The 16,828-nt window shown below is 33.9% G+C and carries 9 protein-coding genes; 7 read left to right on the forward strand and 2 right to left on the reverse strand.

All coding sequences use genetic code 11. The features are described 5' to 3' along the window. Positions 1-9 precede the first annotated feature (9 nt). Both ACWA1F_RS13465 and ACWA1F_RS13470 read left to right on the forward strand, forming a co-directional pair. Positions 10-1,227 (forward strand): helix-turn-helix domain-containing protein, encoded by a 1,218-nt coding sequence (locus ACWA1F_RS13465; protein ID WP_456894335.1) that lies wholly within the window; start codon positions 10-12, stop codon positions 1,225-1,227. A 44-nt stretch (positions 1,228-1,271) separates the two neighbouring features. Beyond that, positions 1,272-1,673 (forward strand): ribonuclease E inhibitor RraB, encoded by a 402-nt coding sequence (locus ACWA1F_RS13470; protein ID WP_456894337.1) that lies wholly within the window; start codon positions 1,272-1,274, stop codon positions 1,671-1,673. 74 nt (positions 1,674-1,747) lie between these two features. Here ACWA1F_RS13470 and ACWA1F_RS13475 read toward each other — a convergent pair whose 3' ends face one another. Together ACWA1F_RS13475 and ACWA1F_RS13480 are read right to left on the reverse strand one after the other, a co-directional pair. Next, complete coding sequence (locus ACWA1F_RS13475) at positions 1,748-2,563, reverse strand: hypothetical protein (RefSeq protein WP_456894338.1); 816 nt, start codon at positions 2,561-2,563, stop codon at positions 1,748-1,750. An 89-nt stretch (positions 2,564-2,652) separates the two neighbouring features. Further along, on the reverse strand, positions 2,653-3,453 hold the full coding sequence (locus ACWA1F_RS13480) for a helix-turn-helix domain-containing protein (protein ID WP_456894340.1): 801 nt from the start codon (positions 3,451-3,453) through the stop codon (positions 2,653-2,655). 157 nt (positions 3,454-3,610) lie between these two features. On the opposite strand from ACWA1F_RS13480, the gene ACWA1F_RS13485 reads away from it, so the two are divergent. The 5 genes from ACWA1F_RS13485 (at position 3,611) to ACWA1F_RS13505 (ending at position 16,828) form a co-directional block, all read left to right on the forward strand. Further along, positions 3,611-7,306, forward strand: coding sequence for a two-component regulator propeller domain-containing protein (locus ACWA1F_RS13485; RefSeq protein ID WP_456894342.1), 3,696 nt, complete (start codon positions 3,611-3,613; stop codon positions 7,304-7,306). A 175-nt stretch (positions 7,307-7,481) separates the two neighbouring features. Beyond that, positions 7,482-10,451, forward strand: coding sequence for a SusC/RagA family TonB-linked outer membrane protein (locus tag ACWA1F_RS13490; protein WP_456894344.1), 2,970 nt, complete (start codon positions 7,482-7,484; stop codon positions 10,449-10,451). A gap of 17 nt (positions 10,452-10,468) precedes the next feature. Continuing rightward, positions 10,469-12,211: a RagB/SusD family nutrient uptake outer membrane protein gene (locus tag ACWA1F_RS13495; RefSeq protein ID WP_456894346.1), complete on the forward strand. Its 1,743-nt coding sequence runs from the start codon at positions 10,469-10,471 to the stop codon at positions 12,209-12,211. A 259-nt stretch (positions 12,212-12,470) separates the two neighbouring features. Beyond that, positions 12,471-14,252: an alkaline phosphatase gene (locus ACWA1F_RS13500; protein ID WP_456894348.1), complete on the forward strand. Its 1,782-nt coding sequence runs from the start codon at positions 12,471-12,473 to the stop codon at positions 14,250-14,252. Positions 14,253-14,557: 305 nt separating this feature from the next. Next, entirely contained in the window at positions 14,558-16,828 is a 2,271-nt protein-coding gene (locus ACWA1F_RS13505; protein ID WP_456894350.1) for a GH92 family glycosyl hydrolase, read from the forward strand.

Raw genomic sequence — 16,828 nt, forward strand, 5'->3', positions numbered from 1 at the left:
AGATTTCAGATGAAATATATAATTGCTATAGGAATATTTCAGGCTTTGCTAGCCGTAGTTTTACTTTTGAGAAGCAGATACAGAACCCATGCTGATGATTTACTGATTTCATTAGTAATTTGTATCGGACTTCATCTTTCGATTAAATTTTACATTTTTAATTTTATAGAAGATCAGCAAGTGCTGAATATGCTGAATACCTTTATCGGTTTTTCTTATATTCCGCTGTTGTATCTGTATTTGCGGAAAACGCTTAATCCCGAATTTATTCCTTCTTCAAGATGGTATTTGTTTATACCTTTAATACTTGGTGCTATTGCTTATTTTTCTACGATTTGTGTTTTAGCGGCAGGATCTCCAAAAGCACATCAGTTTTTATATTGGTATAATACGGTAACGCTGTACGTTTTGCTTTCGTCAGATATTATTTTCTCGTGTTTTATAATCTATACAGCGGTGAAAAAACTATCACCAAACTGCATGGAAAGAAACCTAATTATACAGGTTGCTGCGCTTTTTCTTTTAATTGGTTGCATTGGTTCCTTTCTAACCATCTTTTTACCTAATGCATTTTCTTTAAGTTACATCAGCCGAAGCGTTGTCTATGCTTTACTAATTTGTATTGTGATCAGAATCATCACTCATAAATACACCGTTTCTATTGAGCCTTCTGAAGATCCTATTCAAGAAGAAATTATATTTCAAGAAGTAAACTTTGCGGTTGCAGAAATTACAGCACCATCTGAAGTTCAAACCGATGCTTTAAGCTTATTTAAAACGCCGCCGTTATCTAATACGATAGTGATTTCGAAAAAAGAACGTCCGGCAGCACAAAAGAGAAAAGAAGTGCTTCGTGAAAAAGAAATGTTCAAAATATTATTGAAGCTCGAAGCTGCTATGGAGTCAGAAAAGCACTTTACAGACAGCGAACTCACAATTGACAAACTTTCTCAGCTTACGAATCAGAAGAAATATCACGTAAGCGAAACCTTGAACCATTTTGTAAATAAGCCATTCTATACGTTTGTAAATGAATATAGAATTCAATATGTAAAAGACAAATTGAACCAGTTATCCAAGCATAACAAAAACGTCAATATTCTGGAAGTGGCTTATGAAGCTGGCTTTAATTCAAAATCGTCTTTTAATCGATATTTTAAAGAAATTACCACCAATACTCCAACTGAATATCTGAGTTCGCTAACTAAAGAAATGGAGAAAGCATAACATCAGAACTGCCAAAACAAGTAATCTAAATAACAAACCATATAATGGAAATTTTAAGTTTTTTGAAGCCTAAAAAACAGAAGCGTCTAGTTTCTGAAAATGATTTTGACACCAATCTTTTAAGACATTTGCGACTTGCGACTGAGTCACTTGTGAGTTTGAGAGATGCTGCAGTCGAAGAAGAAGATGAATTGAAAATTGATTATTTTTTTAATTCGGACACGCTTGAAAAAGCACAGGAATTGAAAAAAGAATTGCATAGCAAGAGTTACATTGTAAATTATGAAGCCGCACAACAGGATAAAAATTTATTTGTAATTTCTGGAAAAACTACAGAGATTAAGATGATGCATGAGTCATTAAGTCAATGGGTTACGGAAATGTGCGAGCTAGGATACAAACACGATTGCAAATTTGATTCTTGGACGATTATCCCTCAGAAATAATGATTTCAATTTATTCTAAAAAACTAAAAAGCCAGAACTATTTCTGGCTTTTTAGTTATATGGCAAAAGATTATTTATCTAATTCTTATAAGTTTTAAATTATCGGTTTTGGTTGTAATAATTAAGTCAGCTTTGTGCAATTTGTATTTTCCTTTTAAATAGTCTTTCTTGTTATCGTCGCCTGATTTTAAAGTTAAAGAATCTTTTGTAAACGAATATTCTCCATTTACGATGCTTTTTTGCTGATCGGTTTTATTAATTTGAAAACTATTTAGATCCTCAAAATGTAATCTTTCCTTAGTTTGAAGATTTTCCCAAGTTCCGTAAAATTTGTCCTCTTTCATATATTCATTTTTCAAAGTATTGAACATGACAAAGAAACCAATGAAAACGGCAGGAATATAAATAAATTTGATCACGCTAATTTTATTTACCCATTTTGGTCTGTCACTGTTTTGGTACAATGGAGGTTCTTCTAAAAAATATTTTAGAAAAACTTTATAATCAGAAAAGAATACAAACAGCGCCATTAAAGTTAAGGTTATCGCAACTTCTTTTGCATTAATATCATAAGCAAAATCGGTTAGCAGAATATTGACCATAAAAGTGAGGAAAAGGACAATCCCGATTCTAGTCGTTTTTCTAAAAAAGAGTAAAACGGCACTTAAAATTTGTGTACTAGCAATGACAATCGGGTACCAGTAGCAGTAACCATAATAATACCAAGTGAGACGAAAACCATCTAGAGAGCCAATTGGCATATCGTAAACGCTTGGCTGCGATACAAATTGGGTTTTTAATAGTTTGCCGTAAGCATACATGATGATAATGGTAGCCAGAGTATATCTGCAAAAGGTGTGTAAAAAAAGATGGATTTTTTGCCAGTTCATATTTATTGGGATTTTTTGGTTTTACGTAATTTCGAACTTGGTAAAAGTATATGATCCCAAAATTGCAGAATTGTACAAATGGAAACCATTTAGACAAAAAGCCAAATATTTTCTTTTTCTGTATCTATGTTTTTAAAAAATATATGCGGGTTTCGGTTTGTGAGTTCTTTAAAATTTCGAATAAAGTGAGACTGGTCATAAAAATCGTACTGAGATAATTCAGAAAAATTCTTGCTTTGTTTCTGTTTGAGAATGGAATTTCTGAAGCGGTGTATTTTTCGATATTCTGAAGGCGATTTGCCAATATGTTTGGTGAAGATTTTATTCAAATATTGCCTGCTCATCTGATGTTTAAGGGCAATTTCTTCAATCTTTTCGTCAGTTTCAATATCGGCAAGTATTTTTTCAATTAATGCTAAATCTTTGATTTGTAATTTAGAAAGCAAATAATCTTCAAGCTCCTGACTTTGTTTGTCTTTGGCTAAACCGAAAATTTCAATCATTTTGGTATTGAAATCAGGCATGAAAGTAAAATCCAAAATAGTTCCTTCAGAAAAAATACTTTTCGAATCTGATAAAAAGTGGCTTATTCCTAATGGCTTAAAGTAGATGGTAACTTCATTTATAAGCTCTTTGTAATGTATTTTTATAGGTTTGGTATAACGAGAAACTACACATGTCATTATATTTTTGTCTGGCGATGACTTTATGGTAACTTCATTGTTTTGTATTTCGACATCTAAATCTTCATTGGTAGTCAAGATGCAGAAATTATTTGGGAAAGTAAGGTATTGTACAGGTCCTGAATTTTTGTCTTTTGAAATAAAGTAATATCCTTCAATATATTTTTTTAAAATTTTATTCTTTGGCTGATAAAAATCCAGATTCATTTGTTCTATTTGAGGTAATTTTTAAAAGTTGGTTTATAAAAACTAAAATAACAAATAAAAGGTTACAGATATACTTACGACCATCTTTTTAACTTAACCTAAGCTTTATATTCGATTTACGTTGCGATTGTATACTTGTAGGTTAAATTACTTCACAATGATCAGGTCTTTATTTTTCTTCTTTATTTTTAATGTATTCGCCTTTGGACAGCAGATTAAGTTCGAAAATTTTACAACCAATCAAGGGTTGTCCAACAACTCGGTAAATGATGTAGAAAATGACAGCAACGGAGGCTTATGGATTGCTACTTGGGATGGTCTAAACTACTTTGATGGTTACAATTTTAAGATTTATAAAAACGACCAAAATAACGATAAAACGATTTCTAGCAACTACGTTACCAAATTAGAAAAAGATGCTGCTGGTACTATTTGGCTCATTACAAAAGAAGGGCATATCAATCAGTATTTAGGACAACACGAGTTTAGAAATTTCAAATTTAAAAGTATCCCAAAAGATATTCATTTGTCTGAAAAAGGAAATATAGTAGTTCAGACCAAGGATGGTTATTACGAATTTAAAAACAACTCTTTTTCTGTAATTGCTTATAACAAAGTAAGATCAACCGATTTTACCAATCTTAAAAATATACTGCTAAGAAAATATCCGAAACTGACCATCAACGATATTTTAAAAGATAAAGAGGGTAATATTTGGTTTGCTACGCGCGAAAATGGAATTTATATCATTACAAATGACTCCGAAGAAAATATAAAGCATTTTACTTCCGATTTATATTCGCCGTATTCTTTTAAAAGCAATGAAATAGAAGCACTTCATGAAGATGATTTCGGAAATATTTGGCTGGGGTTAAAAGATGGAGGTTTAAGCATGGCTTATACCGGTTCTGAAAAAATAAACTTGATCGCGCCGCATCCTGTCAAACAGCCTAATCTGCCAGCCGAAACCATCAGAGCGGTTACCAAAGACGCCAAAGGCAAAATCTGGCTCGGATTCTACACAAGAGGTCTTTACTATCTTAATGAAGGAAATGGTTTTTTCGAAAAATTCAAAATTGCTCAGGCGGCATCTGCTCCAGATTGGGAGCGCATTAGAAGTTTGTTTACCGCAAGTGATGGATCGGTTTGGGCAGGAACGTACAAAGGCATTTTGCGAATTAAAGACAATAGCTATACAAGTTATGAGAATAGCGGTATTCCAGGTTTATCTATTGCTAGATGTTACTCGATGTGCGAAGACCAGAACAAACAGATTTGGATGGGTTGCTGGGGAGGACTTGCAAAATTTAATTTGCTGTCAGGAAAATTTGAAAAATTTAAAGGGCAGGAGTTGCTAAATAAATACCACATCAGATGTGTTAGAAAAAACAATCAGAATCTTATACTGGCAACAGAAAACAGTGGAGTAATTGTTTTTGATTTAAATACAGGTACTTTAAGAAATATTACTGCAAAAGATGGAATTTTAGGCAATAGCATTTATTCTGTTTTTGTTGACAAGCAAACCGATAATTACTGGATCGCTTCTCTTGGCGGTGTGAGTATTTTTAATAAAAAAAAGGGGCTGATAAAAAATTTTACTGAGAATGACGGACTTCCGAGCCACATGGTTTATGGGCTTATTGACAATGGCGACAAAATTTGGATCAGCACTACAAAAGGAATTGCTTCTATTCATAAAAAAAGCTACAATGTTGATTCTTATAATCCGTCGTATGGATGGCAGGCTCCCGAATTTTCTGAAGGTGCTTATTATCAGGATTCTAAAGGAAATATGTTTTTTGGAGGAGTTGGCGGACTGAATTATTTTAATCCGAGTACCATTTATTGTGATAATGCCCAAGCCAAAATAAAACTGAAAATAGATGGAAACGAAAATTATCTGAAAACCATTGAAAAGAGTTTTAGCAATAATGAATTGGAAATAGAAGTAATAGCAATTTTATTTCCAAGAAATAAAAAAGCGAATATCTATTACAAACTAGAAGGAGAAGATGACGACTGGGTTTTGTTGCCTGCAAACAATAAAATTGAGTATACCGATTTATCGTCTGGAAAGCATCGGTTTTTAATAAAACAAGGAAAAAATGGAACTGTTGAACCTGTCTTTTTTGAACTTCAAATTGGTGCAGCGTTTTATGAATCGGGATTGTTTTATGTTTTCTTAATTGGTTTTGTGCTTGTTGTCTGCGTAATCGCAATGTACATTAAAAACAAAGCGGTTCTTTCTCAGCAAAAGTATCTGGAAGATCTCGTAAAAGCGCGAACGACAGTTATTGAAAATCAGAAAAAAAATCTGGAAGAGATTAACAATGAACTGGATCAGAAGAATAAGAAAATAGTAGAGCAGAAAGAAAAACTCTTGATTCTGCACAGCAATTTAAAAAACGAAAATTTTGAAATCGAGAAATTTAAAACGTTCATGCTGGCTGAATTTCAAGAACCCATTTCACAAATAATTAAAATTTCAAGTTCATTCAAAAAAGATACGGAAGCGCATAAAGACTTAACGCTTCAGTCTGGAAAATTGGTCAATTTGATATCCGAATGGAATTATCTGGAACATGTAAAAGAACTTGGACCTTTAAAAAAGACTGCGACTAATTTGTTTCCAGTATTAAAGAATAATGTCGAAAAATTAAAAAAAGACCTTCAAATAAATCAAGTGAATTTCAATTGCGAAATAACGAATCAAGATCATTTCGCGGCTGTAGATTTACTTCGTTTAAAACTCTCGCTTCAATATTTTTTTAATGATTTAAGCAAATATTCAGATAAGGACAGCACTTTGAAAATTACGATTGGCTATGAAAAAAATTGCCTAGAAATCAAAACCACTTCTGATAGTGTTATTTTAAAAAACAACTGGTACAATATTTCACATTACAGTCCGTATTTTAGAGCATTGCAGATTTTATTGCAAGATTTGGAAGGAGAAGTGCTGTATTCATCAGAAGAGCATTTCAAGGCAGTTTTGCGTATTCCGATACAAGCTGTAGAAGAAGATTTAAGTTTAAAAGAAACTATTTCGTGGAAAAATTTCAATTCTCAGGAGCAATTTTCTGAAGATAAAAAATGTCTTTTGGTTTTTAGTGACGAATATAATAATCCTGCTGCAAATCAGGTTTTGGAAAGCGAAAATTATAACTTAATGTTTGAAAATTCGGTTTATAATCTAAACGCCGTAATTAAACACAGTGAAATTTCGGCCATCGTTTTTTATCAGGCAGAATTCTCCAAAGAATTGCTTCACTTTTTAAAATCAAATAAAGAAAATACGAATGTAAAAATTCCACTGATTTATATTTCTGAAGATATTAATTACGAACTTGATGAACAATTGCTAGAATTAGGCATTGATACGCATATTAAACTTCCTGCTCGCGCTTCATTCATAAAGAAAAAAATAGACAGCTTGATCGACCAGAATCAAGAACCGGTACGAGAATATAAAATTCAGCAGAAAATATTTGAAATCTTAACAGAGGACAATGAACATATTACTGCAAATGAAAAACTTTTGAAAAGGGCTTTAGAAATTATTAGAAAGCAATTGCAGAATCCTTTATTTAATGTAGAATTGCTAGCAGATGAATTGGGAATTTCGAGAGTAAAATGCTATCGATTGTTTAAAGAAGCTTTAAATCAATCTCCGTCAGATATTCTAATGTCACTTCGACTTCAGAAAGCAGAAATGTTGCTTAAAACAAAGAAATTGAACATTTCGGAAATCAGTTTTGAGTGTGGTTACAATGATCCGAAATATTTTGGACGCTCTTTTAAGAAGTATTTTGGTAAAAGTCCGAAAGAATATAAGGAGTTATCTCTCTAGGTTTTGTTAGGACTGTATTTACAGAAAGTTAGGGTAAAGTTAATGAGCAAAAACACCCCTTTTTTGATGTTAATTATATCCTAAATTGAATTAAAAGTCCTCTTTTGAAAAACAAAAATCCTCCTCTTGGAGGGATCGTTAAGATACTTTTGGCAAAACAAAAAAAGTATTTTAAATGAAAAAAATTTATGCATTTTTAATTCTTGTTTTAGGATGTATGTCATATTCCTATGCACAAGTAAATGTATCGGGAGCTGTAGTTTCTGATGTTGAAAAAATACCAGTTCCTGGAGTCTCTGTATTTATTAAGGGAGAACCAAGAGGAGCCGTAACAACTGATTTTGATGGAAAATTTGTAATTAAATCACAGCAAAACTCAGGTGTTTTAGTTTTTTCTTACGTAGGATTCCAAAAGAAAGAGGTTTCTTTTTCTGGAACTCAAAAATTGACTGTTTCATTAGCAGAAGAGGTGAGTACTCTTAATGAAGTGGTAGTTGTAGGTTACGGTTCTCAAAAGAAATCTGATGTAACAGGAGCAATTGGTTCTGTAAAAAGCGAAAATTTCAACAAAGGAGTCGTATCAAATGCAGGACAATTGATTCAGGGTAAAGTAGCCGGAGTTAACGTTGTTGCAGCAAGTGGCGAGCCTGGTGCAGCTCAAGATATTATTATTCGTGGAGCAGGAAGTTTGCGTTCGGGAACTACACCACTTTATGTAGTTGACGGATTTGCATTAGACAATTCTGGAACTGGTGTAGCTTCTAACCCAATGAACTTTATTAATCCGCAGGATATCGAAAGTATCGAAGTTCTTAAAGATGCATCTGCCTCTGCTATTTACGGTTCGAGAGCTGCTAATGGAGTTATTGTAATTACAACTAAAAAAGGATCAAAAGGACAGACTAAAATTGATCTTTCTATGACTACAGGAATTTCGACTTTGACAAATAAAGTAGATGTTTTTAGTGCTGACGAATTTAGAAGAAGTGTTGCAGCTGTAAACGGAACTTTACTTGATGGTGGAGCAAATACAGATTGGCAGGATGAATTGACCAGAACTGGAGTTTCTCAAAATCTTAATTTATCTATGAGCGGAGGAACAGACAAATCTACTTATGCCGCTTCTTTAGGTGCAGATAGCCAGCAAGGTGTTTTACAGAATAGTGATTTAAAGCGTTATACAGGACGTTTAAATTTAAATCAGAAAGCACTTAATGATAAATTTAATATTGCTTTTAACATGACAGCAACTAAACTGGACAACTCAAGACCAGATGCTAGAAGTGTAGTTGGCAATATGCTGACAATGAATCCGACGGATGCAGTTTATGTTAACGGACAGCCAAACCTTAATTTGAGCAATGATATTTTAAATCCGATGATTAGTCAGAGCTTATATTCTGATGAAACAACCAACAATCGTATTTTAGCAAATATTTCTCCATCATTTGAATTTATAAAAGGATTAACGTATAAATTCAATCTTGGTGTAGATTACTCCATGTCAGAAAGAGATATTCAAGTTTTACCGTACGCATCTGCTACTAATACAACTTTGGGTACTGTAAATAATATTGCAACCAATAACAATAACGTTTTATACGAAAATACATTAACGTATAACTTTAATAAAAAAGCGCATAGCTTTACAGTTCTTGCAGGTCAATCTTATCAGAAAATCCAAGTAAATCAAAAGAATTACAACTTTAGAGGTTTTCCTAATAATGGTGTTGAACCAAAAAATCAGATTGGAGCAGCAAGTGAGCTTGTGAGCAAATCTTCATCTGCTGTAGAAAATGAGCTGCAGTCTTTCTTCGGAAGATTAAACTATGCTTATGACAATAAATATCTTCTTACTGCTACTATGCGTGCTGACGGTTCTTCTAAATTTGGAGAAAACAACAGATACGGATACTTCCCATCTGTTGCCTTAGGATGGAATATTACAAAAGAAGAATTTTTAAAAGATTCTGAAACATTAAACAACCTTAAGTTAAGAGCGAGCTGGGGACAAACTGGATCTCAGGAAATTCCTTCTAAGATCACTAAAGCAAGTTATACAGAAAGTAATTCAGGAAACAATACCTATCCGCTTGATCCGTCTGCTGTAGATTTAGCAAGTTATCCATACGGAACAATCTTTACACGTTTGGCTAATCCAGATATTCAGTGGGAGGTTTCAACACAAACAAACGTAGGTCTTGATTTCAGTTTATTTAATAATAGATTATCAGGTACTGTAGATTATTTTAACAAAGTTTCAAGTAAACTATTGCTTCAAATTGCACCGACAGATCCTATTCAGCCTGTACCGATGTATTATACCAATATTCCTAATATGGAAATTAAAAACAATGGTATTGAGGTAGCTTTAGATTACAGCAGTGATAGAAGCCGTGATTTCTCTTATAGCATTGGAGGTAACATCTCTTTTACAAAAAACAGAGTAGAAAATTCTGCTTATAAAATATTGACAACTGGAGGTGCGCAAGGAGGCGGACAATCTGGAGCAACTATCAATGGTATTATTAACAATCAGCCAATTGGTTCATTTTATATGCTTGACTTTATCGGAATTGGTCCTGACGGTTTAAATCAGTTTGCTGATACAAATGGAGACGGAAAAATTCTTGATGATGACCGTATCGTTGCAGGAAGTGCTTTACCAGATTATATCTATGCTTTCTACTTGAATTTAAGATATAAAAACTTTGATTTCGGAGCTAATTTTAATGGTGTAGGAGGTAATAAAATTTACAACCACGTTGCAATGACTTCATTCAACAGAGGAAATTTGGCTAACTCTTTTAATACTACAGACAGAGCTACACAATATTTAAATGAAGCGTCTACAAATTCTAATACGGTTTCTACAAGATATTTAGAAGATGGAGGTTTCTTAAGATTAAACAATGCTACACTAGGATATAACTTAAGCCCTAAATTGATCGGATTAGGAGATGTAATGGATAACATTCGTCTTTCTGTAACAGGACAAAACTTATTCGTAATTACAAGATACAGCGGTTATGATCCAGAATTAAATACAGGTACTTCTGTTGGAGAAATTCAGTCTTTTGGTATTGATTATTTCAGTTACCCAAGAGCGAGAACCATTGTATTTGGCTTAAATGTGGCATTTTAATAAAAAAATAATATAACATGAAAAATAAAATAATAGTAGGAGCCATTGCATTCAGTTTATTATTTACTTGGAGTTGTACAGACTTAGAAGAAAAAGTATTAGATGAATCTTTAAACGGAATTGGACAAGCAGAGGCAGTTAACGGAGCCATTGCTCCAGCCTACGGACAGTTAAAATCAACTTGGATACATACGAACAATTTTGGTTTACAGTTAATTGCTAGTGACGAAGGTATTTTGCCTTACAGAGGTGGTACAGACTGGTATGATGGCGGTAAATATTTAGCAGTTCACGCACATACAACGACCCCTACAAATGATTTGGTTTCAAGTACTTGGAATGAAGTTACAATAAACCTTTCGAGAACATTAACAGCAATTGAAGTATTGACTCCTCTTGCTGAAGCTGGAAATACAGAAGCGCAGGGAGCTCTTTATGAAATGAAAGCTTTAAGAGCTTACTTAAACATGATGACCTTAGATAACTGGGGTATTGTATTTAAAAAAGAATCATCTAAAGTAAACTCAGAAATAATTCGCGGGGCAGACGCTGTTAGTTACATTGAAAGTGATTTATTGTCTGTTGCTGATGTAATCAACAAAGATAAAGGACCAGGAAGAATGACACAATCTGCAGTTTGGGGACTTCTTTCTAGATTGTATTTGAATGCAGCTGTTTATCGTGATCCTTATGGTACGCCATCATTTGCTCCAGCAGATATGGATAAAGTAATTAAATACACCGATAATATTGTGAACTCAGGTAAATTCAGTTTATCTCCTGAATATTTTGATTTATTTGATGATAATAACAATACAAATAAAGAAGTCATTTTTGCATTAGACCAGCGAGGCGTTATCAAAGAAGAGCATAACCGTTGGGCATATTGGTCAATTCCTGGATCAATGTTTCCAAGACCTGAAAAAATTGATGCTGACGGAACTGACGGACCAGCTATTACATCTGATTTTTATCAAACTTGGGTTGATGCTTACGGATCTGTAGACCCTGCAGATGCTGATGCCAGGTTTTATAAAAACAACGCAAAAGTGCCTGCTAACTTAAAAGATCTTACAGGATTCAGTCCTTTAAATGATGAGAACCATTACTATTGCGTAAAAGCAGAAGAGTTTGAAATCGACAGAGGAATTATGAGAGGTATTCCGTGGGCTGCTAGAAAAGATGCTAACGGAGCATTTTACAAATGTGATACTGGTTACAGAATCTACCCAGTTAAACAAATTAAAGGAAACGGACCAGATAAAAATGTTGGTTATGTAAACCTGACACTTAAAGTTGATTTTACAAAAGAAGGAAGTATGCACTATTCTGGTTATAGAGTATCTAAATATCAATTTAGCCACACGTCTCCAGACGGAAATAACTTTAGTAGTGTAGATATGGTTTTGCTAAGATATGCTGAAATCTTGATGATGCGTGCTGAAGCTAAACTTAGAAAAGGCGATAACGCAGGTGCATTAGCAGATATGAATACAGTTAGAACGTCAAGAACGGCTCGTGCTCCAATTCCTGCTGCACTTCCTGCAATCAATTTAGATATTTTGTATAGAGAATATGGTTTTGAATTTTACTGGGAAGGTTTGAGAAGAAATACTCAAATTCGTTTCAGCCATTTTGAAGATAAATGGACAGAAAAAGCAGATACTGATGTTAAGAAAAGATTGTTCCCAATTCCTCAAAAAGCAATTGACGGAGCTTCAAATACGCCAGGATATCTAGTTCAGAACGAAGGATACTAGTTTAAGTTTTGTTTTTTTATATTGAATTAAAGACTGCAGTTTATTTATACTGTACCTAAAAATAGCAGTCTTTTTTGTGTTAGTTGTTTAAACAGGGCTGATAAAAAAGCCCTGTTTTATTATGCATTGAAAAGTTTATTCCCCAAAAAAAGCTTTTTATATTTTCGAATTATGAAGTCTAGAATTACGGCTTTATACCACACCTTTTTTGCCCCCTCAAAACCTACGTTTTTTCTAAAATTCAGTAATTAATTCTAAAATGAAATTATCATTTATATTTAGCCTTTTGTTCTTCTCCTTTTTAGGAGCGAACGCACAAAATCCAGTCAAAGTGCATTCGCATAATGATTACAACAATACGATTCCATTTTGGGATGCCTATTCTAACGGAGCAACATCAATTGAAGCCGATATTTTTTTGAAAGACAACAATCTCTATGTTGCCCATGATAAGGAAAGTATCACCGCTTCTAGAACTTTAGAAGAATTGTATTTAAAGCCTTTAGAAACGGCTTTAAAAATGAATTACAAAAAAGGAAACCAATTATTTTTATTAATAGACCTAAAAACGGAAGCGGAGCCAACTCTTAATAAACTTATTTCGATTCTAAAAAAATATGAAACTATTACCAGTAATAAAGATGTAAAAATTATTATTTCGGGAAATAGGCCAGAACCTTCAACATATATAAAATATCCGAGCTTTATTTTCTTCGATTTTCAAGAAATAGACAAAACCATTTCGAAAGAGAACTGGGAAAAAGTAGCGATGATAAGCGTTGACTTTAAAAAATATTCTGTTTGGAACGGACTGGGAAGATTGACACATGAGGATTACAATCGCGTAAGTTCAGTTATTGCTAAAGCAAAAACATTAAATAAACCATTTCGATTTTGGGGCTGTCCTGATACAAAAAGTTCATGGAAAGCTTTTTTAAATTTAGGAGTTGATATTATTAATACAGACAAACCTTATAATTGTGTTCATTATCTGGAATCTTTCCCTAAAAGATTTGTAACCGCTACAAATTCGTCAAAAGTTTATATTCCAACTTATAAAACAGATCAAAAAAATCTTCCTGTAAAAAATGTTATTCTTTTAATTGGAGACGGAAATGGATTATCTCAAATCTCTTCGGCAGTTTTAGCCAATAACGGAGCTTTGTCTTTAACGCAATTAAAAAGTATTGGTTTTATAAAAACACAGTCGGCAGATGATTTTACAACCGATTCTGCAGCCGCAGGAACGGCATTGGCTACGGGGCAGAAAACCAATAACCGCGCTATTGGAACGGATAGTTTACGACAACCAATTCCGAATATTTCAGAAATTTTGCAAAAAAGAAACTTCTCAACAGGTGTCATTTCTACAGACGAAATTACGGGCGCAACGCCAGCTGCTTTTTTTGCGCATAGAGAAGAAAGATCTGATGCAAAAGGAATTTCAGAAGATTTATTAAAAAGTAAACTGAATCTGTTTGTGGCTGGAGGAGCCAATGAATTTAAAAATACTGCTGTAAATTCTAAATTTAAAATATTGAATTCGGTTAAGGAAATGCAGACAGAAAATAGTGAGGCTGTTGGCGTTTTTATTTCTGAAGGCAGAGTTCCATCAGTTTTAGAAGGAAGAGGAGAATTATTGGCAGATGCGACAAAATACAGTTTGGAATTTTTAGGCAAGAAGAAAAAGCCTTTTTTCCTAATGGTTGAAGGTGCGCAGATTGACAGTTTTGGACACGTTAACAATGCAGCGGGAATTGTTGCAGAAACGATAGATTTTGATACAGCAATTGCTCAGGCATTAATGTTTGCAGATCAAAACGAAGGAACGCTAGTTATTGTAACAGCAGATCACGAAACCTCAGGATTTGCAATTCCACAAGGAAATGTAAAAAAGCATGAAATTGAAGGCGATTTTATAACTAACGATCATACAGCAACCATGGTTCCAATATTTGCTTATGGGCCGCATTCACAAGATTTTCAAGGAGTTTATGAAAACAATGAAGTGTTTCATAAAATACTTTCAATTTTAAAATAATTGAAGAAAACGTATAAGTAGTTTTTGCCACAGATTAAAATGATTTTTCTCAAAAGAAATCTGTGCTAGAAGAATTTAACACATAGAAACATAGATTTTGGATAGCTAAAAAGGCGTTTCACTTACTAATAAAACATCCCGAAACTTCGGGACTATGTGTTAAGAAACGAGTTTCTTTTTGGTATTCTTTAGCTAAGTCAAAAAAATCTATGTTTCTATGTGTTTAAAAAATAATCTTTCTAATCTGTGAATCCCGATAGCTATCGGGAGTGGCTAAAAAAAACTTTTAAAGAAATTATTAAGCAATGAAGATATATAGTAAAAATATACTTTTAGGAATATCATTTTTGTTCACCCTAAGCATAAGTGCACAGAAAACCGTTCACCAATACGTTGATCCAATGATTGGTTCTGAAGGTGTAGGAAGGGTTTTTATTGGGCCTTCTTGTCCGTACGGAATGGTAAAACCAAGTCCCGATTGTACAGTTCATCCTAATAGCGGCTGGCTTCCTATGCCGAAAGAAGTAACAGGTTTCAGTCAAGTTCACGTAAGCGGAACGGGAGGCGGACCTAAATATGGCAATATTTCTATTATGCCATTTTCTGGAGCTTTGGATAAATTGGATCAAACCTCTTACCGAACGGAAGAAAATGTAAAAATGGGATATTATGAAACTGTTTTCAAGGAAAATCAAATTAAAACAGAAATCACGACTGGCGAAAAAGTTTCTTTTTACAGATTTACTTATCCTAAAAACAAATCGAAAGAATTAAAAATAGATCCTGGATTTTTTCTGGGAGAGCAAGACGAACCCGATGGTAGAGAAGCACAGATGTTTGTAGGTTCTCAAATCGAAATTGTCTCAGATACAGAAGTTCGCGGTTACAGCAGAATTCGCGGTGGCTGGAATAACGGGCGCGCTTATACGGTTTATTTCTGGGCCGTTTTCGATCAGCCAATTGCCAAATATGTGACGTATAAAGACGGTAAATTTTATAACGAAAAAGCGCAATTTGATTCTGGCAAAAAAACGGCAGCATTGCTTTCTTTCGGAAATTCAGGAAAAGAAGAAGTAAACGTAAAAATCGGAATTTCTTTTTTAAGCGAATTAAAAGCAAAAAATAATATCGAAGTTGAAATTCCGAATTGGGATTTTAATGCTGTTTTAGCTTCTCTAGAAAATAAATGGGAAAATTTATTAAGCAGAATTCAGCTTTCAGAAGACACTTCAATAGAATATAAAAAAATGTTCTACACAGGTTTGTATCATACGATGATTATGCCAGTGAATAGAACAGGCGAAAATCCGCTTTGGACGAATGACGAACCGTATTACGATGACTTTTATACCATTTGGGATACTTTCAGAACTTCAAGTCCGTTAATCACGCTGATCGATTCTAAACGTAAAGTTGAAATTATCAATGCGATGCTGAATATTTATAAACGTGAAGGCTTTTTACCTGAAGGAAGAAGTGGTAACGATAACGGAAGAACACAAGGAGGTTCTAATGCTGAGGTGGTAATTGCCGATGCTTTTGTAAAAAATCTAAAAGGAATCGATTACGAATTGGCATTGCAAGCCATGCTCAAAGATGCTACAGTTACGCCTGGCGGAAATGAAGAAAAAGAGGGAAGAGGCGGACTTATCGATTATCTAAAATTAGGGTATGTTCCATACGGCACAGACCGCGCCGGAAATAGAACGATCGATTATTCGTATAACGATTACAATATTGCTACAGTTGCCAAAGGTTTAAGCAGAATGGATTTATACAATCAGTATATGAAACAAGCGGACAGCTGGCAGAATTTGTGGCGTGCCGATTATGAAAATAGAGGTGCAAAAGGATTTATTATGCCAAAAGACAGAGACGGAAACTGGTTGGATGATATTGTTTTTGGAGAATCAAAAATTCAAAAACCTACTTTTAAATATACGCCAGTTATTATCGAATCGCCTTGGTATGTCTGCCATTGGTGCGTATTTTTCTACGAAGGAAACTCATGGGAATATTCGTTGAGCATTCCGCATGATGTTCCAGAATTAGTTAAAAAATCCGGTGGAGAAAAAGAATTTGAAAACAGACTTAATATTCTTTTCGATTCCAATTTGTACAACGTGGCCAACGAGCCGTCTTTTCTGACTCCGTGTCTGTATCATTGGATAGGAAAACCATATTTAAGCAGTGATAGAATCAGAACCATTATCAAGAATAATTTCAATACTTCTCATTCAGGTTTGCCTGGAAATGACGATTCAGGAGCGATGTCTTCGTGGCTGGCTTTCCACATGATGGGATTGTATCCAAATGCTGGTCAGCCGTATTATCTCATTAATTCGCCTTTAATTTCAGAAACGACTATGCAGTTGGAAAATGGTAAAAGTTTTAAAATCACGACTAGAAAGATGAGCGATAAAAATAAGTATATCAAAGCCGCTTTTTTAAACGGAAAATCCTATCAGAAAGCTTGGATTTCGCACGATGATATTAACAGCGGAGGCGAATTAATTTTAGAAATGGATCCTAAACCTTCAGCTTGGGGAACGACAATTTTACCGCCGTTAAAATAA

The sequence above is a fragment of the Flavobacterium erigeronis genome (assembly GCF_054075165.1).